General features: G+C 72.7%; 6 protein-coding genes. 5 read left to right on the top strand and 1 reads right to left on the bottom strand.

The window, feature by feature from the left end:
- Positions 1-143: 143 nt before the first annotated feature.
- The gene (locus tag IE313_RS22865) at positions 144-659 is read right to left on the bottom strand and encodes a YceI family protein (RefSeq protein ID WP_189935200.1); all 516 of its coding nucleotides are present in this window, start codon (positions 657-659) and stop codon (positions 144-146) included.
- A gap of 117 nt (positions 660-776) precedes the next feature.
- Here IE313_RS22865 and IE313_RS22870 point away from each other — a divergent pair, with 117 nt between their 5' ends.
- From IE313_RS22870 to IE313_RS22890, 5 genes are all read left to right on the top strand, one after another.
- Positions 777-1,304 (top strand): MarR family winged helix-turn-helix transcriptional regulator, encoded by a 528-nt coding sequence (locus IE313_RS22870; RefSeq protein ID WP_189935202.1) that lies wholly within the window; start codon positions 777-779, stop codon positions 1,302-1,304.
- 928 nt (positions 1,305-2,232) lie between these two features.
- Entirely contained in the window at positions 2,233-3,576 is a 1,344-nt protein-coding gene (locus IE313_RS22875; protein WP_189935204.1) for a cytochrome P450, read from the top strand.
- Positions 3,573-11,111, top strand: a complete 7,539-nt coding sequence (locus IE313_RS22880) for a type I polyketide synthase (protein ID WP_189935205.1) — start codon at positions 3,573-3,575, stop codon at positions 11,109-11,111. Before IE313_RS22875 ends, IE313_RS22880 begins: the two co-directional genes overlap by 4 nt.
- The gene (locus IE313_RS22885) at positions 11,108-14,440 is read left to right on the top strand and encodes a type I polyketide synthase (RefSeq protein WP_189935207.1); all 3,333 of its coding nucleotides are present in this window, start codon (positions 11,108-11,110) and stop codon (positions 14,438-14,440) included. Before IE313_RS22880 ends, IE313_RS22885 begins: the two co-directional genes overlap by 4 nt.
- Positions 14,440-22,770: a hybrid non-ribosomal peptide synthetase/type I polyketide synthase gene (locus IE313_RS22890; protein WP_189935209.1), complete on the top strand. Its 8,331-nt coding sequence runs from the start codon at positions 14,440-14,442 to the stop codon at positions 22,768-22,770. The genes IE313_RS22885 and IE313_RS22890 overlap by 1 nt, the downstream gene beginning before the upstream one ends.
- Position 22,771: the final 1 nt, after the last annotated feature.

Here is a 22,771-nt window from a genome sequence, read left to right on the forward strand (position 1 = left end):
AACACCCTGGTCAGTACCCTGCACGGGGCTCGACGTGTCCGACCAGGCGAAGCCGTCCTCCCCGGGGACCGGCGGTGTGGGTCCGGCCCACCGCACGCCCGGGGCCGCCAGGGCCGCCATGAGGCAGGCGAAGGGGCAGTGGTTCAACTGCGCTGCAACCACGCGTCGACGACGACGTCGAGGTGGCGCGCCGCCATGCCCTTCATCTTCGTGACCCCGTGGGCGTAGCGGTCGATCCGGGCTTCGGCCTTGATCCTGGCATCGGCCTCGCCGACCTGCACATGAGTGATGGCAAAGGCGACCGGAACGGGCTCGCCGCGGACGGTCAGAAGACCGCGAACGATCCACTGCTGATTCTCGGCGGTGATGCTGTCGGACACAAAGCCGAGTGTCGGGTAGGCCGCGGCGTCGAGGAACTTCCGGGATTTCACCTGCTTGTCGCGCTGCCGGCTCCCCGTGTCGAAGGTGGCCGCGGCGGCCTGAGCGGTGACGCGGGACTGCTCGGGCGAATCCGCGACGAACAGATCCCCTCCTTCCAGAGAGAGGGTGCCCACGACCTCCCCCATACCGAACATATGGCGGGTGGTGAAGCTGACTGAGGAGCGGTGCAGGTCGAATCGGTAGGCCCCGGCGGGCAGGATCTGCGAGGTCAGGTGCATGTGTCCACGCATGGTGGCAGTCCCTTCGGTGCCGCGTGCGGCGAAGTAGTTCAGCGTTAAACTTCTCTCGACGCTACAAGGTAATTCGAATACGTACAACCGGAGTACGGTGCCTCCATGTGCGAACCCCACTGGCTCGACGAGCGGGAGTCCAAGGCGTGGACGGACTTCCTGACCGCTTTCTCCGTGCTCAGCCGCAGGATCGAGCAGAGCCTCAAGGGGAACTCCGGGCTCACGGCGCAGCAGTACGACGTGCTCGTCAATCTCGGCAACGCCCCGGGTCGCGAACTGCGTATGACCGAGCTCGCCGAGGCCGTTCTGCTGGCGAAGAGCAGCGTGACGTACCAAGTCGGTCAACTGGAGAAGGCCGGGCTGGTCCGCCGGACCTCCTGCGAGGGCGACGACCGCGGGGTCAGGGCGTCGCTCACCGGGGCGGGGTGGCGGAAGCTGAGTGAGGCGGCGCCCGCACACGTCGCCTCCGTGCGGAGGCACTTCATCGACGCGATGTCCGCAAGCGACTTCGAGGCGTTGGCGCGCGGCCTCGGGGCGCTCGCCGACAGCCTCCGCACTCTCCAGGACGCGGAAGGTGCGGGCAACCGCGCTGGAAGGGAAGCCGACACCGGCGACATGGGGCAGGGTGCATAGGGCGGCTCTCCACGGCGCGTGGATGCCGCGCGCCTGCCGGGAAGGCATCCATCCGCGCCGCCCGGCCGCCCGCACCGGAAGCCGCCGTGAGGCTTCACCGAAGGGCACCCCCGAAGGCCGCGAGGCCGTCCGCGCGCGGCGGAACCGCCTTCGCTACCGCGTCCGGCGTCCGTGACAAACCGCCGGTCGGGGGTCGAACGCAGCAATCCACCCAAGATCCCCGGAGTGTGCCACCACCCACCCACATATACACAGAGGACCACCACACCAACCAACCATCCGGAAACGGGTTGCGCACGGCGGCAGGGTGGGCGGCGACTATCGTCTTTGGGCCTTGGCTGGCTTGAAGTTGTCGCCAAGGGCCGCAATCATGCTGCCTGTTGGGCTATTGGTTCACTGTTCGGGCGGCGACGGCGAGGTGTTCATGCGGCGACGGCGAGCGTGCACATGCGCGCTACGGCTCGGGTGCTGCGACGGAGCCCGCCCTCGCACTGTGGGCAGTCGCTTAGGGCCGTGCGGCGCCCCATTCGCCGCGGTGCCCGCGCCGCACGGGTACGGCCCCCGTGGTGGACGGCGTCACCGTCCCTCCCGCCTCTCGTTAGCGGGTGCCCGGGGCGTTCTCCGTGCTGGAGAAGTGCAACGGTGTGGGCGCGGGCAGCGTCCGTCCGGCGCCGTCACGCCCTGACTTCCATTCAGGCCCTGACCCCCACTCAGGCCCTGACCGCCTTGAGGTCCTGACCCCCGACCAGGCCCTGGGCCGCCCCCCTGCCGGTGTCCGACCAGGCCGGTGTCCCGTTTCCGTTGCGTCCGCCGCCATCTGTTTAGCGGTCAACTATCTTGGTGTATTGTGCGCAATCGCGTGAAATGTCAGATCTGGGGGGCTTTCGCGCGCTTTCAGTAGTTTTGCTAGGCAAGTCCGGAGAGCATCATGACCCCAATGCATCTGTTCGACGAGGCATGCAGCACCACCGACCTGTTGGAACTCATGCCGCCACTCGCCTTGCAGGGCGATGTCGTGCGGTACCGCTACGGCGGACAGGACCGGTTGCTGCTTAACGATCCCGAGGACACCTACCGCGTGGTCGCGGACCCGCGAAAGCAGTTCGCCGCTCTGCCCCTGCTGCAGCGGGTCATGGGTGAGGGACTGCTCGTGGCGCACGACCTGGAACGCTGGAAGCCGCGGCGCCTCGTCGTGCAGCGTGAGATGTCTCCGGGCAAGGTCGCCAAACACGCGGGTCTGGTGATGGAGAACACCCGCCGGGTGGTCGACAGTTGGTCCCCGGGGCAGCGGATATCACTGCGCGACGAGGTCAACCGACTCGCTCTCGACAACCTGGGCGACACCGTCTTCGGTGAGGAATTCGCAGGTCACCGCGAGATCGTGCGGGAAACCCTGGAGCTGCTGCTCGAAGCGTTCGACGCGTTGGAATCCGGTCAACGCAACGAACTGCTCGAACAGCGCCTGGAAGAGTCGATCACCAAGCTCGAAGCCGCCCTTGCGGGGATCGTCGACGGCCGCAGGGCGTCCGCTGGCGACCCGGTCTACGTGCTCGACGTGTTGATCAGGGCGGCGAAGTCGGGGGATCCGGTGTTCGCCGACCCGTTCATACGGGACGAGTCCATCACGATGATGATCGCCGGGTACGACACGACCGCCTTCATCATCGGCGCCGCGACGGTCCTCCTCGCCCGGCACCCCGAAGCGCGGCAGCGGCTTCGTGCGGAGGTCGAGGCGGCGCGCACCGCCGAGGTGGCACCGGAGAAGTTCGTGAAGGCCGTTCCGTTCGCCAGGCTGGTGATCGCCGAGACGTTGCGCCTCTACCCCCCGATTCCCTTCATGCACCGGCCCCTGCTGGAGGACCAGGTGATCGCGGGTCAGACCCTGCCCGAGGGCACTCTCGTCACCGCCAGCGCCTGGGTGGCCCACCACAGCCCCAAGCTCTTCAAGGACCCGCTGGTCTTCGACCCTGACCGGTTCTCGCCGGAGCGCCGCACGGAGATCCCGCGGCACGCCTACTTCCCGTTCGGAATGGGCCAGCGCACCTGTGTGGGCAACCACTTCGCGATGCTCTCGATGGCGATCGCCGTCGCCCTCATCGCGGCCGACACCGACCTGCGCTTCGACTCGACGGACCTCGCCATCGAGGCGCCGATCACCCTGAGGTTCGCCGACGAGGCCCTCGCCACGGTCACCGACGTGCGTGGGCGCGACGACCGTCCCGGTCGGGACTCCGCCGAGGCCGGGTGTACGAGGGGGGACGAGGTCCGGTGAACGCGGCTGCACCGGGCACCCCGGACGCCTCGGGCCTGCCCATCGCCGTTGTCGGCCTGTCCTGCCGTTTCCCGTCGGCCGACAGCCCGGCGGAGTTCTGGCGCCTCCTGCACGAGGGCCGGCACGCCATTCGTGAGGCACCGGCAGGGCGTGCGCCGGGACTCGATCGCCTCGGCACACCCCCGCGAGGCGGCTTCCTCGACGATGTCGCCGGCTTCGACGCGGACTTCTTCTCGATCGCACCGCGTGAAGCCGCGGTGATGGACCCACAGCAGCGGTTAGTCCTGGAACTCGCCTGGGAGGCACTGGAAGACGCCCGGATACGGCCCGCGACCCTGCGCGGTTCGCGTACCGGTGTCTGGATAGGCGCCATCAGCGACGACTACGCGACCCTCTCCGGGCGCCTCGGCCCCGGCGCGATCACCCAGCACACCTTCACGGGCCTGCAGCGCGGCGTGATCGCCAATCGGGTGTCCTACCTGACCGGGGCACGCGGCCCGAGCCTGACCGTCGACTGCGGGCAGGCGTCCTCACTCGTCGCCGTGCACCAGGCCTGCGAAAGCCTGCGCCGCGGGGAGTCGACCGCGGCCCTCGCCGGAGGGGTGCAGCTCAACCTCCTACCGGACGTCGCGGAACGGGTCAGGGCCTTCGGAGCACTCTCGCCCGACGCACGCTGCTACACCTTCGACGCCCGCGCCAACGGCTTCGTGCGGGGCGAGGGCGGCGGCATGGTGATGCTGAAGCCCCTGGCCCGGGCACTGGCCGACGGGGACCGCGTGTACGCGGTGATCCTGGGTGGCGCGGTCAACAACGGCAGCGGCGCCCACCTCACCGCGCCGGACGAGCAGGCACAGCGGCAGGTGCTCGAACTCGCCTGGCAGGCGGCAGGCGCCGACCCCGGGGCGGCGGGCCACATCGAGTTGCACGGCACGGGAACCCCCGCGGGGGACCCCGTGGAGGCGGCTGCGCTCGGCGCGGTGCTCGGCGCAGCACGGCCGGCCGGCAACCCGCTCCCCGTGGGATCGGTCAAGACCAACATCGGCCACTTGGAGGGGGCGGCCGGTATCGCCGGTCTGATCAAGACCGTGCTCAGCATCCGGCACGGCCTGCTCCCGGCGAGCCTCAACCACGACCGCCCGCACCCCGAGGTGCCGTTGGAGCGGCTCAACCTCGCGGTGCAGAACCGCCTCTCGCCGTGGCCGCCGGGGCCGTTGCTGGCGGGCGTCAGCTCCTTCGGGGTCGGCGGGACCAACTGCCACCTGGTGCTCTCCGGGCCGCCCGACCGCCCGGCCGCCACGGCGCCGACCGCGCCCGCACGCAGTGGCCGGCCCATCGGACCGTGGCTCGTGCACGCCCGGCACGAGTCCGCCCTCGCCACGCAGGCCGCGCGGCTGGCCGCGCACCTGAGGGAACACCCGGACCTGGACGCGGCCGACGTCGGGTACTCGCTGGCCCTCACCCGGTCGCCCTTCGAACACCGCGCGGCCATCACAGCGCACGACCGTGCGGGACTGGTCGCCGGACTCGACGCCCTCGCCTCGGGGGAGCCGGCCGCCTCGGTGACGACCGGTTTCGCCGCACGGCCGCGCCGGGTGGTGTTCGCGTTCCCCGGCCAGGGCTCACAGTGGCCGCTCATGGCCCGTCAACTCCTGCGCGACGAGGACGCTTTCGCGGCCGCCGTCCACGCCTGCGCCCGCGAACTGGACCCGGTCACCGGATGGGACCTACGCGCGGTGCTCGACCAGGCGCCGGACGCAGCCCCGCTGGACCGCGTCGACGTCCTCCAGCCGGCGCTCTTCGCGGTGATGGTCGCGCTGGCGGAACTGTGGCGGGCCCACGGAGTGCAGCCTGAGGCGGTCATCGGACACTCGCAGGGAGAGGTCGCCGCCGCCTGCGTGGCGGGTGCGCTGTCCCTCCGGGACGCGGCGCGCATCGTGGCCGTCCGCAGCCGGCTCGTGCGCCGGGAGCTGTCCGGCCTCGGCGGGATGGCCTCTGTCAGGGCGGGCCGCGACGTGCTCGCCGGCCGGCTGCGTCCTTTCGCCGGCAAGGTCTCGGTGGCGGCCGCCAACGGGCCGACGGCAACGGTGATCGCCGGTGAGACCGCCGCCCTGGACCAGGTGATCGCGGCCCTGGAGGCCGACGGTGTGCAGGTCCGGCGCATTCCGGTGGACTACGCGTCCCACTCGACGCCCGTGGGCGTGCTGCGGGAGAAACTGATCAACGAACTGACCGGCATCGAGCCGATGCCGGCACGGGTGCCGTTCTACTCGTCGGTGACGGGTGGCCCGGTGGAAGGCACCAGCCTGGACGCCCTCTACTGGTACCGGAACCTGCGCGAGGAGGTGCGGTTCGACGACGCGTCGGCCGCGCTGCTCGCCGACGGCTTCGACGCCTTCGTCGAATGCGCCCCCCATCCCGTCCTCTCCGCCGCGCTGCGGGAGACGGCCGACGCCGCCGACCGGGAGACAGCGGTGATCCCCTCACTGGTACGCGACGAGGGCGGTGCCGAGAGGTTTCGCACCTCGCTGGCCGCTGCCCACGTGAACGGGGTCGAGGTGGACTGGCGCGTGACGTGGGAGCGCAGCGGAGCCGCTGCCGTCCCCCTGCCCACCTACGCCTTCCTGCGGCAACCGTACTGGCTCACGGGCACCGGCACCGGCACCGCAACCACCGGCACCGCAACCACCGGAACGGACACCGCAACCGCCGGTACAGGCACCTCCTTCCCGGCGCAGGCCCGTTCGGCCGGGCCGAGGGCGACCACGACGAACCGGTTCATGGCACGGCTCGCCGCCGCGCCGCAGGCCGAGCGCCGTCGCATCGCCCAGCGGCTGGTCGCCGAGACGGTGGCGGGAGTGTTCGGGCATGCGGACGCCGACGACGTCGCCCCGGACCGTACATTCAGGGACCTCGGGCTCGATTCCCTGCTCGCAGTGCAACTGGGCGATCGGCTCAGGGCCGCGACCGGTCTGCCCGTGACCGCCAGGACCCTCTTCGACCACCCCACCTGTACGCTGCTCGCCCGTCACATCGAGGCCGCCGCGGCAGACGTGCCCGGCGGCCGGGGGGCGGAGCCGGCCGGCATCGCGCCCGAGCCGGAACCAGCGGAAGTACCCGAGCCACCGGCTCTGCCGCCGCTCGTCCCGTGGAGCACGCCACCCGGTCCCCGTCCGGCGGCGGACGAACCGGACGAACCCGTCGCGACCGGTTCCGCCGTGTCCGCACCCGTGCCGGTTCCACGACACGAGGAACCGGTCGCGGTGGTGGGCCTCGCCTGCCGCTTCCCCGGCGCGGAGGGTGTCCGGGCGTTCTGGCGGCTCCTCACGGACGGCGTGGACGCGGTCCGCGCCGTGCCGCAGGACCGCTGGCCGACGGCCGGCGCCATGGGCCCGCTGCCTCCGCCGGTGGAGCGGGCCGGTCTGCTCAGCGGCGACACCGACCGCTTCGACGCGCTCTTCTTCGGCATCTCCCCCCGGGAGGCCGCGGAGATGGACCCCCAGCAACGCCTCTTCCTCGAGGTGGCCTGGGAGGCACTGGAGGACGCCGGCCTGGCCGACGGACGGCTCGAAGGCAGCAGGACCGGGGTGTTCGCGGGCGTCACGTTCCACGACTTCTCCGATCTGAACCCGGTGCCGACCGGTCCGGTGTCGCCGTACACGGCCACGGGCCGGGCCCTGAACATGGTCCCCAACCGGCTGTCCTACGCGCTGGGCCTGCGGGGGCCGAGCGTGGCAGTGGACACCGCGTGCTCCTCCTCCCTGCTCGCCGTCCATCTGGCGTGCCGGAGCATCAGGGACGGCGAGTGCGACACGGCCATCGTCGGTGGCGTGAACCTGCTGCTGTCCGGAGGCACCTCGGTGGCGCTCAAGGAGTTCGGCGGGCTGTCCTCCGACGGGCGCTGCAAGGCATTCGACGCGCGGGCCGACGGATACGGCCGCGGTGAGGGAAGCGGCGTGGTCGTCCTCAAACCCCTCTCCCGGGCCCTCGCCGACGGTGACGACATCTGGTGCACCGTCCGGGGCTCGGCCGCGAACAACGACGGCCACAGCAATGGTCTGACCGCACCCAGTCCGAAGGCCCAGGAGGAGGTGCTGCGGGATGCCTACCGGCGCGCCGGAGTGTCCGCGCGCGATGTGAGCCTCCTCGAAGCGCACGGGACCGGCACGGCGCTCGGCGACGAGATCGAGGCCACCGTCCTCGGCACCGTCCTGGGCGCCGGCCGTGAACAGGACGCGCCGCTGCTGCTCGGGTCGGTCAAGACCAACATCGGGCATCTGGAAGCCGCCGCAGGAGTCGCCGGGTTCATCAAGACGGCGCTCGCCCTCAAGCACCGCACGGTGCCCCGCAGCCTGCACTTCGACACGCCCAACCCCGGCATCGACTTCGCCGGTCTTGGGCTGCGCGTGCCGACCGCCACGGAACCCTGGCCCGCCGGCGGCCCGGCGCTCGCCGGGGTCAGCTCCTTCGGCTGGGGCGGGACCAACGTCCACGTGGTCATGGAGGGCTGGGAAGCCGCGGAGGCCCGTCAGGCCCCGGCCGCCGGCGGCCAGTGCGCCGGCGCGGTCTTCGTCTGCGCCCCGGGAGGGAGCCGCTGGCCCGGGATGGCGCGGCAACTGCTGCGGAGCGAACCCGCGTTCCGTGAGGCGGTGGAGCGCTGCGACCGGGAGTTCGCCCGCTGCACCGGGCGGTCGTTGCTGGACGCCCTCCACGGCGAGGAGGACCCCGGCCCCGTGGCGGAGTTCGCCGTCCAACTGGGGCTCGCAGCCTGGCTGGAGTCCCGTGGCGTGGTCCCGGAAGCCGTAGTCGGCTGCGGTCTGGGGGAGATCACAGCCGCTGTGGTGGCGGGCGTGCTCGAACCCGCCGACGGCATCAGGCTCGCGCTCGGCTACGGCGAGCACCTGGCGCACCTCGAAGCCGCGGGTGACACCCGTGCCGTCATGGAGCTGGACCGGGACGACCTGCGCACGGCGCTTGCCCAAACGGGCGGACGGATCAGGGTGGCGGCCGTGTACGGCGCGCGTACCGCCGTCGTAGCCGGGCCTGCCGAGGAGGTTCGCGCCCTGGCGGCCACCTGGGCGGGGCGCGGTGCGCGGTGCGCGGTCCTCCCGGGTGCCGCCGGCTGCCCCGACGCCTCGGGAGCCACGGGCGAGTCCTTCACCGCCGCGGTGGGACCGGTGTCCCCCGGCCCGGGACGCATCCCGCTGTACTCCTCGCTGAACGGCACCGCACTGGACTGGCCCGGGGTGGGGACGGGGTACTTCGCCAGACTGCTCGGCGAACCCACCCGGCTGGCCGACGCCGTCGACGAGCTGCTTGCGGCGGGCCACGGCCTCTTCCTGGAGATCGGCACGGACCCGCTGCTGACCGAGGCCCTGAGGCAGAGCGCGGACGACTCGGGCACCGGGGCCCTGGTGCTGCCCACGATGTCCAGGAGCGACGCCGGATGCACCGGCACGCTCGGCGCACTCGAACGCCTGACCCGCGCCGACCCGCGGGGACCCGGTGACGCCGCCCTGGTCACCCTGGCAGCCCGTACCCCGGGGGCACTGCGCGAGCTGGCCGGGCGGGTGGCCGCCGCGGTCGGTGAGGAAGGGTTCTCCGGCGGTGTGCACGAGGTGGCCGCGGCCCTCGCCCGCCGGGCCGACCACCCGTACCGGGCCGCCGTCGTGGCACATGACCTGCTCGAACTCGAATCGGCGCTGCGCTCCTTCTGCGACGGTGATCGGGCCGCAGGCGTGATCGCCGCCCCCGAAGCCGTACGCCGGGCTCCTGAGATCCGGTTCGTCTTCCCCGATCACTTGGGCGGTGACGCGGGGGCAGCGGTGGAGGAGCTGCTGCGCAGCGAACCCGTCTTCCGCGCGCAGGTGCGGAAGTGGGACCGCCTCCTCGCGCCGGCGGCCGGCAGGTCCGTCCTGGCGGAACTGAGGGCACGCACTGACGGCTCGCCCACCGGCGGCGCGCTCTCGCCGCCCGCGCTGTTCACCGTCCAGACGGCACTTGCCGCCCTCCTGTGCTCCTGGGGGCTCAAGCCCGACAGCGTCACGGGCCGGGGTGCGGGAGCCGTCAGCGCCGCGTGGGCCTCCGGGGGGCTCCCGCTGCCGGAGGCTGTCGAGAGCGCGTGCGCGGGCGACGGTGCGCGGGCGTTCCAGGGCCACCGGCGGTCCGAGGCGACCGTCGCCTTGGTGCCGCCGCCCAGGGACGCGGCGGATCTCCCGGCGGATCGCGCACCTTCCGGGGAGGCCGCCGCCGACACGGTCGTCGAGGTGAGCCTGCGGCCGGTCCTGGTGGACAACGACGGCGCGGCACTCCTTCCCGGCCACCGCCGCCACGAGCGGTCCCGCGGTGGCCGGGACGCCCTGCTGGAGGCACTGGGGGTCCTCTACACCCGCGGTGCCCCCGTGCTGCGGGCCCTCAGGCCGGCACGGCACACGGTCAAGCTGCCGACCTACCCCTGGCAGGGCGAGCGGTATCCGGCGGTGCGGACGCGTGCCCCGCACCCGTCCGCCGTCGCGGAGCCGCTGCTCGGTGGCCGGGTGGATCCGGCCACCGAGCCCGGCACCCACTACTGGCAGACCCGGTGGAGTGCGAAGGATCCCCGCCTGTCGCGGTGGGCGGTCAGCGGTGCCGGCGGCGTCCCCGAGGAGGTCCTGAGGCAGGCGGCGCTCGGCGCGGCCGCAGAGGTCCTGGGCACAGGGCCGCACACGGTGGTGCGCACGCGTCGGCACGGGGGCCTCGTACTGCCGGAAGGGGGCGCCCGCACGGTGCAGACCGTTCTCACCAGGGGCGAAGGCACCGCCTCTGTGCGGATGTTCGGCCTGGAGGAGTCGGGGCCCGTGCCCCTCGTCGAGTTCGAGCTCCGTGCCAGGGAGGCGGAACCCTCGCCTCCGGCCCCCGCCGTGCCTTCGACGGCATCACCCGGACCCGCGGTGCCCGGGCCCGCGGCACCTCGGCCTTCGGCCTCCGGTGCCCCTGCCGGCACGGGGCGGGACGCGGCTGCCGCTTCGGAGTCGCCGAGTGCACCGGGCGCGGCGGAGGCACACGCGCCGTTGACCGGCGACCACCCGCACGGCCCGGTGGCCGCCGACCACGCGCACGAGCCGGCGGCCGGCCCCCACGAGGACATGCTGGCCTTCGTGCGGGAGACCGTTGCCGAGGCCGTGGGACTGCCCGCCCGGGAGGTGGACGCGGCCCAGCCCGTGCGTGAACTCGGGGTCACCTCGGTGATGGCGCTCGACCTGCGCAACCGGTGGGAGACGCACTGCGGAGTCCGGCTGTCGCCCACGGTCGTGTGGAACTACCCCACGGTGGGCGACATAGCCGCCCTGCTGGTGAAGAAGCGCGGCGCACGCCGGCCCGCACCCCACGCCCCGTCGGACGGACCGACCCCCCGGCGGCACGAGGCGACCACACCGTCCGCGGCCCCCGCGGCGGATCCGCAGGTGCCGCAGGGCTCACCCGAGTCCGCTGATCCGGGCATCCAGCTCGAACGCGAACTGGCCGCTCTGCGGCAGAGTCTGGAGGACCTCAAGGCATGAGTGCCACACATGGACGGGACGGCGACCGGAGCGCCGTCGTGGAGGCGGCACTGCGTGCCGTACGCGAGGCACGGGCAGAGGTCGAATCCCTCCGTCTGGGCCGCCACGAGCCCATCGCCATCGTCGGCATCGGCTGCCGCTTTCCCGGAGGCGCCGACTCACCGGAGCGGTTCTGGCAGCTTCTGCTCGACGGGGTGGACACCGTCACCCCCGTGCCGGCCAGTCGCTGGCCGAACGAGGACTACTACGACGCGGACCCTTCCGCCGCGGGCCGTATGTCCTTCAGGCAGGGGGCGTTCATCGAGGACGTCGACCGGTTCGACCCCTACTTCTTCGGCATAGCGCCCACCGAGGCGGCACGGATGGATCCGCAGCAGCGCCTCTTCCTCGAAGCGGCCTGGGAGGCGCTGGAGGACGCCGGCCAGACCCAGCCGGGCCTGCGGGGCTCGGCCACCGGGGTGTTCGTCGGTGCCAACTCGGCGGACTACCTGCAACTCCAGCTTCAGGAGCCGCACCGGATCAACACGCACACCATCATGGGAGGCACCGGCTCGGCCATCGCCAACCGCCTGTCCTACCTGCTCGACCTCCAAGGCCCGAGCATGGTCGTGGACACCGCGTGCTCGTCCTCGCTCGTCGCCGTGCACCTGGCCTGCCAGAGCCTGCGTCAGCACGAGAGCGACCTCGCCGTGGCGGGCGGCGTGCACCTCGTGCTGTCTCCCATCACCACCATGGCCCACGCCAAGGGACTTCCGCTGGCGCCCGACGGCCGCTGCAAGACCTTCGACGCCTCGGCCGACGGCTACACACGCGGCGAGGGCGTCGGGGCCATCGTCTGCAAGCGCCTGTCGGACGCCCAGGCCGACGGCGATCGGATCTGGGCGGTCATCCGGGGAACGGCGGTGAACCAGGACGGCAGGACCAACGGACTCACCGCGCCCAGCGGATGGTCACAGAAGGCCGTGATCGCCCAGGCGTTGCGCAACGCGCGGATGACCGCGTCGGACGTGACCCTGATCGAGGCGCACGGCACCGGTACGGCGCTCGGCGACCCGATCGAGGTCGAGGCACTCGCCGAGACCTACGGGAGCGCTGACGGCGGTGGCACGCCCTGCTCGCTGGGGTCCGTCAAGACCAACATCGGCCATCTGGAACCGGCCGCCGGCATCGCCGGCCTGATCAAGGCCGCCCTCAGCATCCACCACCGCACCATCGCGCCGACCCTGCACCTGCGCACGCTCAACCCCCTCATGTCGCTCGACGGCACCCGCTTTCTGATCCCGACCCGGACACGCCCCTGGGAGGCCCCCGACGCCCAGCGGAACGCCGCCGTCAGCTCGTTCGGCGCGGGCGGCACCAACGCGCACGCCGTACTGGGGCCCGCCCCCGTGCGACCGCCCGCGCAGGCCGAACCGAAGCCCGGGCCGCACCTGATCCCCCTCTCGGCGGCCACCCGGGAGGCACTGGCTCCGATGGCCGCCGCGTACCGGGACCACCTCCGTTCGCCTCGGGCCACGGCGACCCCACTCGGCGACATCGCCCACACCGCGACGGCGCGCCGCACCCAGCACAGGCACCGGCTCGCCGTCGTGGCGGAGTCGCCGGCCCAGGCGGCCGACCGGCTGGACGGCTGGCTCGCCGGTGAGGCCCCCGCGGGCGTGGTGGCCGGCAAGGTCTCCGGTTCCGTCGGCCGGAAGGTGGTGTTCGTCTTCCCCGGCCAAGGGGCGCAGCGCGCGACGATGGGGCGCGAGCTGATGCGCGACTGCGCGGTGTTCAGGGAAGCCGTCACCGAGTGCGACCGGGCGTTGCACAAGTGGCTGGGGCGCTCCGTCCTCGACGAGCTGGCCCTGCTGGACGGGAACACGCCCCTGGAGCGGATCGACCTGGTACAGCCCGCCCTCTTCGCCCTCGGGGTCGGCCTTGCGGCGCGCGCCAGATCCTTCGGTATCGAACCCGACGCCGTCGTGGGGCACAGCATGGGCGAGGTGGCGGCCGCCCATGTGGCCGGCGCGCTCAGCCTGGACGACGCGGCACGGGTCATCAGCCTGCGCAGCACCCTGCTGCGCAGGGTCAGCGGCCAGGGCGCCATGCTGGTCGTGGGCCTCGCACCGGACGACGCCGAGGCCCTGATAGCGGACGAGCGCGACCGGGTGTCCGTGGCCGTCTGCAACAGTCCGGCCTCCACCGTACTGTCCGGCGAGCCCCGGACCCTGGAGCGCCTGGCCGCGCGCGTGCGGGAACGCAACGTCTTCTGCAAGCCGGTCAGGGTCGACGTCGCATCGCACAGTCCCCAGGTCGAGTCCTTGCGGGCGGACCTGATGGAGGCACTCGACGGGCTCAGCCCCGTGCCGTCGGCGACGCCGATCTACTCCACCGCCAGGGGCCGGATGTCCGACGGCTCGGAGTTCGACGCCGCGTACTGGATGGACAACCTGCGGCAGCCGGTGCGCTTCTGGGACGGGGTGCGGGAACTGATCGGTACGGGGCACGGCGTCTTCGTCGAGATAAGTCCGCACCCCACGCTGCTCTCCGCCGTCGAGCAGGGGTTCGACGCGGCGGGGTGTGAAGGGCTCGCGCTGCCCGCCATGCGCCGCGGTGAGCCCGAGAGCCACGCCGTGTACGAGATCCTCGGCGCGCTGCACACCCGGGGGCTGCCGGTCGACCTCCGATCCCTGCTGGACAGCGCTCCCGCGGTCGAACTCCCGCGATACGCCTGGCAGCGCGAGCGGTTCTGGTACCGGCAGCCCGACGCGGAACCAGTGCCTCGCGCTCCCGCACCCGCCGCTCCCGCCGCACGCCCCGGCCCCCGCACGGCGCCCACCGCCGAAGGGGCCCTCGCGGGACCAGCCACTGCCGAGCGCCCGCCCGCGCAACCGCCAAAGCGGCGGCAGGCGGCCGGCGCGGCGGCCGGAGGGGGCCTGCGCGGCCGGGTGCTGGAGGCGGTGGCCGCCGTCCTCGGCTCGCGACCCGACCGCATCGACCCCGAGGACGGCTTCTTCCAACTGGGCATGGACTCGTCGATGGCCACCCAGGCGCGCGCGCGTCTTGAGGCGGCGCTCGGGATCTCCCTGCCCGCGACCCTGCTCTTCGAGTACCCGACGGTCGACGACCTCAGCGCCCACCTGGAAGGGCTGGCCGGCGGCGCGGCTGCGCGCCCCGCTCCCGAGCCCGCGGTGCAGCCTTCGGCGAGCGCCCGGATCGAACGCCCGCAGGAGCCCTCCGACATCCGGGCGGAGGCAGACGAGGAGCTCGACCTCCTCGACGGGGACACGCTCCTCGGGCTGCTGATACAGGAACTCACCACCCCCCGATCTTCCGAAGGATCCTGATGGACACCGGTTACAGCGAGGAAGTCCGCGACGCGCTCGCCGCGAGCGTGCGGGAGATCCGCCAGCTCCGCGCGGAGCTCGACAAGCGCGCGGGCACGGGCGGCGGCGAACCCGTGGCCATCGTGGGCATGGGGTGCCGGATGCCGGGCGGCGCCCAGGACCCGGAGGCGTTCTGGAACTTCCTCATCGACGGTGGGAACGGCATCACGGACGCCCCCGCCTCGCCCCGCGGAGCCGAACCGTCCCGCGGCGCGGTGCCGGAGGCCGGCGCGGCACCGGCCGCGCCCGGCGGCTTCCTCGCGGACGTGGACCGCTTCGACGCGGCCTTCTTCGGGATATCCCCGCGCGAGGCGGCCCTGCTCGACCCCCAGCAGCGACTGCTGCTCGAGGTGACCTGGGAAGCACTGGAGCACGCGGGGCTGAGCCCGGACGGGCTCAAGGGCTCGGACACCGGGGTGTTCGTCGGCATCACAGGCCAGGACTACGCACAGCAGCAGATCCAGAGCATCGCTGCCGCCGACCTGGAGGCATACACGCTCACCGGCGGCATCTCGGCCTTCACCGCGGGCCGCATCTCCTACACCCTGGGCCTGCACGGCGCGAGCCTCACCCTCGACACGGCCTGCTCCTCCGCGCTGGTCGCGGTGCACCTCGCCTGTCAGAGCCTGCGCTCCGGTGAGTCCGCGGTGGCACTGGCGGGTGCGGCCAACATCATCCTGGAGCCGCAGTGGTCCACCGTGCTGTCCAAGGCGCGCATGCTCTCCGCCGACGGCCAGTGCAAGACCTTCGACGCCTCCGCGGACGGGTACGTCCGCAGCGAGGGGGCCGGGGTCGTGGTGCTCAAACTGCTCTCCGAGGCCGTCGCGGACGGCGACCCCGTACTCGCGGTGATCCGCGGCTCCGCCGTCAACAACGACGGCCGGAGCAGCGGCATCACCGTGCCCAACGCCCACGCGCAGCGCAAGGTGGTGAGCGGGGCGCTGCGTGCGGCGGGAGTGGAGCCGAAGGACGTCTCCTACGTCGAGGCCCATGGAACGGGCACGGCACTGGGGGACCCGATCGAGCTGCGGGCGCTGGACGCGGTGCTGGGCGGACCGGATCGCGCGGAGCCCCTGCTGGTGGGGTCGGTGAAGACCAACGTGGGCCACCTGGAGGCCGCCGCGGGGATGGCCGGCCTGATCAAGACGGTCATGGCCCTGCGGCACGAACAGATCCCGCCGCACCTGCACCTCCGGCAGGTCAACCCGGCGATCGGCATCGACGAGCTGGGCGTGCGCATACCCACGGCCGCGACTCCCTGGCCCCGCTCCGAGGTGCCGCGCATCGCCGGGGTCAGCTCCTTCGGGGCCAGCGGCACCAATGCACACCTGGTGCTGAGCGAGGCGCCCAGCGGTGATGACGCGCCGGCCACCCGGGAGCCCGGCCGCTCGGCACAACTGCTGGTCCTCTCCGCGAAGAGCCCCGCGGCACTCAGCGCCCTCGCGGAGCGCCACCGGGAGGGCCTCGGCCAGCGCCCGGACGCCGAACTCGCGGACGTCTGCTACACCTCCGCGACGGGGCGTGCCCACTTCCCGTACCGTCTCGCGATCACCGGTGCCACCTGCCACGAGGTCGGGGACCGGCTCGCCGCCGCCGTCGCGGACGGTGAGCCCGGACCGGGCCGGGTACGGGGGCACGCACCCGGCGGCAGCCGCCCCGAGGTGGTGTTCCTGTTCACGGGCCAGTCCGCGCAGCACCCCGGGATGGGGCGGGAGCTCTACGCCACCGAGCCCGTCTTCCGGGACGTGATCGACGCGTGCGACGCCGTCCTGCGGCCCGCCCTGGGGCGGTCGCTGCTCAGCGTCCTCATACCGGACCCCGAGGACGAGGACCTGATCCACGAGACCCGCTTCGCCCAGCCCGTACTGTTCGCCTTCGAGTACGCCCTCGCCCAACTGTGGCGGTCCTGGGGTGTGGAACCGGCGGCGGTCCTGGGGCACAGCATCGGTGAGCTGGTCGCGGCCTGCGTGGCCGGTGTGATCGGCCTGGAGGACGCCCTCGGGCTCACCGAGGTGCGCGGGCGCCTGATGCAGGACCTCGACGAGGGCGCCATGGCCTCCGTCTTCGCCCCGCTCGACCAGGTGACGGCGTGTCTGCCGGCCGGTGCGGAACAGGTGTCGGTCGCGGCGGTCAACGGCCCGGAGAGCGTGGCGATCGCCGGGGCGCCCGAGGCCGTCGAGTCCGTCCTCGCCGAGCTCACGCGCCGCGGTGTGCGCTCCGTACGCATGGGTTCCACGCGGGCCTTCCACTCGCCGCTCGTGGATCCCATGCTCGACGCCTTCGAACGCCGGGCCTGCGAGGTGGCGTACGCGGATCCCGAGATCCCGCTGGTGTCCAACCTCACCGGCGCCCTGGTCAAACCCGGTGAGTTCACGGGCCGGTACCTGCGCCGGCACGCCCGCGAGGCCGTGCGTTTCGCCGACGGCATGCAGACCCTGTTCGACCAGGGCTACCAGGTGTTCCTGGAGATCGGGCCCAGCCCCACGCTGCTCGGGATGGCCAAGCGCTTCGCCCCCGACGCACCGGCGGACGCGCCGTCGCTGTTCCTGCCGTCGCTGCGCCCCGGCCACGACGAGGCGCAGACCATACTGAGCAGCCTCGGTGCCCTCTGGGCCCACGGAGTGGGGATCGACTGGGACCGCTTCCACGCGGGCCGGGGACACCGCAGGGCCTCGTTGCCGACCTACCCGTTCCAGCGTGAGCGGCACTGGTTCGAAGCCGGCCCCAGGCCCGATTCCGTGCCCAGGCCCGTGCCCGAGTCCGTGCCCGCGCCCGTACCCGAGTCCGCGCCCGATTCCGTGCCCAGGTCCGTGGCCGAGCCCGGTGCGCCGGCCGGTCGCCGGGACGGGCGTCCGGTGCCGGCGGCACACGGGTCACCGTCCCTCCTCGGTGACCGGTTGTCGTCCCCGCTGGAAGCCGTGCAGTACGCCTCGCGGCTGGACGCGCGGAGCCATCCCTGCCTCGACGACTGCGTCCTGGACGGGCTCCCGGTGGTCAACATCGGCGTCTACCTGGAGGCGGCGATGGCCGCCGCGGCTCAGGGACACGAGTCGGGCACCCTGGTGGTGGAGGAGTGCCTGGTGCGGCAGAGCCTCGTCCTGCCGCACGGCGAGTCGAGGAACGTCCAGCTCGTGCTGGAGCCGTCCCCCACGGGGCGTGCGGCCTTCCGCTACTTCGCCGAGCACGAGGGGCCCGACGGCTCACCCGACTGGGTCCTGCACGCCCAGGGGCGGGTGGGAGTGGAGCAGGCGACGGCGCCCGCACACACCGACGTGGCGACGCTGCGGCGGGCGATGGACGCCGAGGTGCCCGGTGAGGACTTCTACCGTCGGATGTGGCGGCGCAGGCTCTACCTGGGGTCGCAGGCGCGCTGGATCGAGCACCTGCACGCGGGCTCCGGCGAGGTACTGGCACGGATGCGCGAGGCGAAGACCGGCGAAGCCGATCGCTACCTCCTGCACCCGGGTACGACGGACGCCATGTTCCAGACGCTCTTCGCCTGTCTGCCCCCGGACAGCCCCGAAGACGCCGCGTACATGCTGATGGGCATCGACAGGTTCACCTTCCGGGTCGAGGGCGCCGGAGCACCGGCGTGGTGTCATTCCAGGCTGCTGCCCGCCGCCCCGGGCGCCTCGGTGCTGAGCGCCGAGGTGACACTGCTGGACGACGCGGGCCGGACCGTGGTCCATGCCGAGGGCGTCTACCTGAAGCGGGCGGAACGGGAGGACGTCCTGCGGTCCGGCGGCACCCGCCAGAACACCGCGCCTGCCGTTGCGCGCCCCGCGGCGGCCCCCGCCGCCGAGCAGGGTCCGGTGGAAGGCACCCGGCCGCGCGCACCCCTGCCGGCTCCGGCCGTGCCGGACGTCGGATCGGCCCGCGGCGGGGACGACGTGCGCGACACCCTCGTGCGCATCGCCGCGCGCATCCTCGGATCCACCCCCGACGCCGTCGACCCCACGGAGCCCGTGCAGAACCTGGGCCTCGACTCACTGATGGCCTTGCAGCTCAAGGACGACATCGCCACCGAGTTCGGAGTGTCGCTCCCGCTGGTCTCCTTCCTGGACGGACGCAGTGTGCAGGCCCTCGGCGAGGAGGTCGCCGCCCTCGTCGGGGGCGCGGCACCGGACGGCGCCGCCGCTCCCGCGTCGGCCGCCGCCCCCGCCCCCGCCCCCGCACCCCCCGCCGCCCCGGTCGAGGAGGAGAAGCCGGTCCGCCCGCCCGTCCTGGCAGCCGACCCGAGCAGCCGCTACGAGCCCTTTCCGCTCACCGATCTCCAGCAGGCCTATCTGGTGGGCCGCACCGACGCGTTCGAGCTGGGCAGCATATCCACCTACCTCTTCATCGAGGTGGACGTGCGGGATCTCGACCTCGTCCGCCTGGAAGAGGCACTGCGCACCCTGGTGGAGCGGCACGACATGCTGCGCGCCGTCATCACCCCCGACGGACGGCAGCGCGTGCTGGGTTCCGTGCCCGCCTACCGGATTCCCGTGAGCGATCTCAGGGACCTGGCGGAACCCGAGCGCCGGCAGCGCCTCGAGGACGTGCACGAACAGGTGCGGGACCAGGTCATCGACCCCACCCAGTGGCCGCTGTTCGACATCCGGGCCACCCTGGTCGACGAGCGGTGCACCCGGCTGCACATCGGCATCGAGGCACTGATCGCCGATGCCCGCAGCACCTCCCTGCTCCTCGACGAGTGGACCTCGCTGTACCGCGACCACCGGGCAGAGCTGCCCCGGCTGCCGGTCACCTACCGGGACTACATCCTGGCCGTACGGGCCGCGGAGGACACACCGCAGTACCGGGCCGCGGAGGAGTACTGGGACGAGCGCATCGCAACGCTGCCGCCGGCACCGGACCTGCCCCTGGCCAAGGACCCCCTCACGCTGAAGCGCACGGTCTTCGTCCACCGCTCGGCGCGCCTGTCGCCCGCGGAGTGGACCGGCTTCAAGGAGCACGCGGCAGCGGCCGGCGTCACCCCGTCCGCCGCGCTGTGCACCGCGTACGCCCAGACGCTCGCCGCGTGGAGCACCTCCTCCCACTTCTCGCTGAACCTGTTGTTCTTCAACCGGTTGCCGCTGCATCCCGCAGTCGGTGATCTGGTGGGCAATTTCAGTGCCACGACGCTGCTTGAGGTGGACCAGAGGCCCACCGAGGACTTCACCGTCCGGGCCGCACGCACGCAGCGGCAGCTCTGGGCCGACCTCGAACACAGCCAGCTCTCCGGCGTCGAGGTGCTGCGCCGCCTCAACCGGGCGCGGGGGAGCGCGGGCCGGGCGACCGCACCCGTGGTGTTCGCGAGCGCCATCGACATGTCCGGCGGGCAGGGCGCGGGCCGTTTCGGACTCGTGGAGCGGCTGACCGGCCTGGGCACCGAATGCCGGGAGGTCTCCTCCGCCATACGGACCCCGCAGGTGTGGCTCGACCACCAGGTCGTCGAGGAGGCCGACGGCCTCCTCGTGAACTGGGACGTCGTGGAAGAGCTCTTCCCCGAGGGACTGGTCGACGACATGTTCGCCGCGTACCTCGACGCCCTGCGCGAACTGTGCGTCGACCCCGGCGCGTGGCAGCGGCCCGCGCCGGTCTCCGTGCCGACCACGGCCCTGGACGTCCGGCAGGCGGCCAACGCCACGTCCGGCCCCGTCCCGCAGGGGCTGCTGCACGATCCGTTCACGGCACGGGCGGCCGCCGCTCCGGAACGCGTCGCGGTGATCGCCGCCGACCGCCGCCTCACCTACGGCACGGTGGACCGGGAGTCGAACCGGGTCGCCAACTGGCTCGTCGCACGGGGTGCCGCTCCCGGCACGCTTGTCGGAGTCGTCATGAACAAGGGGTGGGAGCAGATCGTCGCCGCACTGGGCGTCCTCAAGTCCGGCGCCGCGTACGTCCCCCTCGACGCGGGCCTGCCGGCGGACAGGCTGCGCCTGCTGCTGACCGAGGCCGGCATCTCGCTGGTGCTCACCCAGTCCCCGGTGGACGAAGGCGCCTCGTGGCCCGAGGACACCGTCAGGCTGGCGGTGGACACGGCCGGTGCCGCGGACGGCGGCGAGGAACCACCGCGGTGCCGTTCGGCGGCACCCGACGACCTGGCGTACGTCATCTTCACCTCGGGCTCCACGGGCACCCCGAAGGGCGTGATGATCGAACACGGTGCCGCGCTCAACACCATCGCCGACGTCAACGACCGGTTCGGCGTGGGCCCCGAGGACCGTGTGCTGGCGCTCTCCGCCCTGAACTTCGACCTCTCGGTGTACGACGTCTTCGGGATGCTGGCCGCCGGCGGCGCGATCGTCCTGCCCGAGCCGGAGCTGCGCCGCGAACCCGCGCGCTGGGCGGAACTCGTCAGCCGGCACGGTGTCACCGTGTGGAACAGCGTCCCGGCGCTGATGGAGCTGTTCACCGAGCACCTCCTGGCGGAGCAGCAGGACGAGGGCATGCCCCTGCGCCTCGTGATGATGAGCGGGGACTGGATTGCGCAGGCGCTGCCCGGCCGCATCCGCGATGTGCTCCCGCACGCCGAGGTCTGGAGCCTCGGGGGCGCCACCGAGGCGTCCATCTGGTCCATCCTGCACCGCGTGGACGGCGTGGAGCCCGGCTGGACGAGCGTCCCCTACGGGAAGCCGATGCGAAACCAGCGGTTCCATGTGCTGGACGACGCGCTGCGGCCGCGTCCCGCGTGGGTGCCCGGCATGCTCTACATCGCCGGGCACGGACTCGCCCGCGGGTATCTCGGCGACGAGGCGAAGACGCGCTCGTCGTTCGTACGCCACCCGGTGACGGGCGAGCGGCTCTACAGGACGGGAGACCTGGGCCGCTACCGCCCCGACGGCACGATCGAACTCCTGGGCCGTGAGGACCACCAGGTCAAGGTGCAGGGGTTCCGCATCGAGCTGGGCGAGGTGGAGACTGCCCTGCTGCACTGTCCGGGCGTGCGTACGGCCGTGGCCGCCGTCACGGACAGCTCCACGGGCTCCAAGCAGCTCGTCGCCTACGTGGTGCCCGAGGAGGAGGCATCCGGCCGCGCGCAGGTCACGTCCGAGGAACTGCGCCGCCGACTCGGACGGGTACTGCCCGACTACATGGTCCCCCAGCGGATAGGGGTCCTCGCCCGTCTGCCGCTCAGCGCGAACGGCAAGGTCGACCGCGCCGCCCTGCCGGCGATCGGGTCGTCCGCCTCCGCGACCGGGGAGAACGGTGCCACAGCCCCTGCCAATGACACCGAGCGCGCGCTCGAAGCCATCTGGGAGGAGTTCTTCGACACCCGGCCGATCGGCACCGCCAGCAGCTTCTTCGAACTGGGCGGCGACTCCATGCTGGCGGTACGGCTCATGGCGCGCATCCGCGGGCAGATGGGCGTCTCCCTGCCGGTGTCGACCCTGTTCGCCCGGCAGACCATCGCCCAGCTCGCCGAGGTCGTGCACGACGCCGCGGCCAGCGCACGCGAGGCCCTCGTCCCCATCCGCACCGAAGGCGAACGGCCGCCGCTGGTCCTGGTGCACCCCGTGGGCGGCGATGTCCTCTGCTACGCGGAACTGGCCGGGCTCCTCGGCGACGACCAGCCCGTCTACGCCCTCCAGACTCCGGACACGGACATCCCGCTGACCACGGTCGCGGACCTGGCCGCGCACTATGCCGAGGTGATCACGGCAGCCGTACCGGAGGGCCCCTACCGCCTGGGCGGCTGGTCGATGGGCGGTGTCGTCGCGCTGGAGATCGCCCGCAGGCTCCTGGGGGAGGGCCACCAGGTGGACCTCGTCGCGGTGATCGACCCCTCCGAGCCTCCTGGCCCGTCCGGGGCCATTCTGCCGGACGAGGCCGCCATGCTGGCCTGGCTCGGCAAGGACCTCGCGGGCATCGCCGGCCGTAAGTGGGCCCCGACCGCCGAGTCCCTGAGGGAGCCCGCTGGTGAGAGCCCCCTCCAGGCGTTCCACCGCCGGGCCGTGGAGGCCGGGGCACTCTCAGCGGACGTCGACGCCGACACCCTGGCCGGCATCGCGGCGCGGTTCTCGCGCAACGCGCGGGCGCTGGCCGAGCACCGACCGCTCCCCGCGGAGGTGCCCGTCCGCTTCTACCGCGCGGCGGACGGCGGAGCGTCGACCGCCACGGCCCGGGAGTGGGCGGCCCTGTTCCCCCACGCCTGCGACATCGTGGACGTCCCCGGCAACCACTACACCGTGATGCGGCAACCCGCACTGTCCCGGCTCGCGGAGGAACTGCGCGCCCTCCTCACCGGTACGGCACCCGCACCGGCCGACCCCGGTTCTTCCGGAGCCCGGCCAAGCCCTCGTTGAC

It is taken from the genome of Streptomyces sulfonofaciens (assembly GCF_014656295.1).
GTDB classification, from domain to species: domain Bacteria; phylum Actinomycetota; class Actinomycetes; order Streptomycetales; family Streptomycetaceae; genus Streptomyces; species Streptomyces sulfonofaciens.

What these genes read in the sequence shown, in the direction of transcription:
- IE313_RS22875 (WP_189935204.1), top strand. Translation starts at nt 2,233, where the DNA reads ATGACCCCAATGCATCTGTTCGACGAGGCATGCAGCACCACCGACCTG.
- IE313_RS22870 (WP_189935202.1), top strand. Translation starts at nt 777, where the DNA reads ATGTGCGAACCCCACTGGCTCGACGAGCGGGAGTCCAAGGCGTGGACG.
- IE313_RS22865 (WP_189935200.1), bottom strand. Translation starts at nt 659, where the DNA reads ATGCACCTGACCTCGCAGATCCTGCCCGCCGGGGCCTACCGATTCGAC.
- IE313_RS22885 (WP_189935207.1), top strand. Translation starts at nt 11,108, where the DNA reads ATGAGTGCCACACATGGACGGGACGGCGACCGGAGCGCCGTCGTGGAG.
- IE313_RS22890 (WP_189935209.1), top strand. Translation starts at nt 14,440, where the DNA reads ATGGACACCGGTTACAGCGAGGAAGTCCGCGACGCGCTCGCCGCGAGC.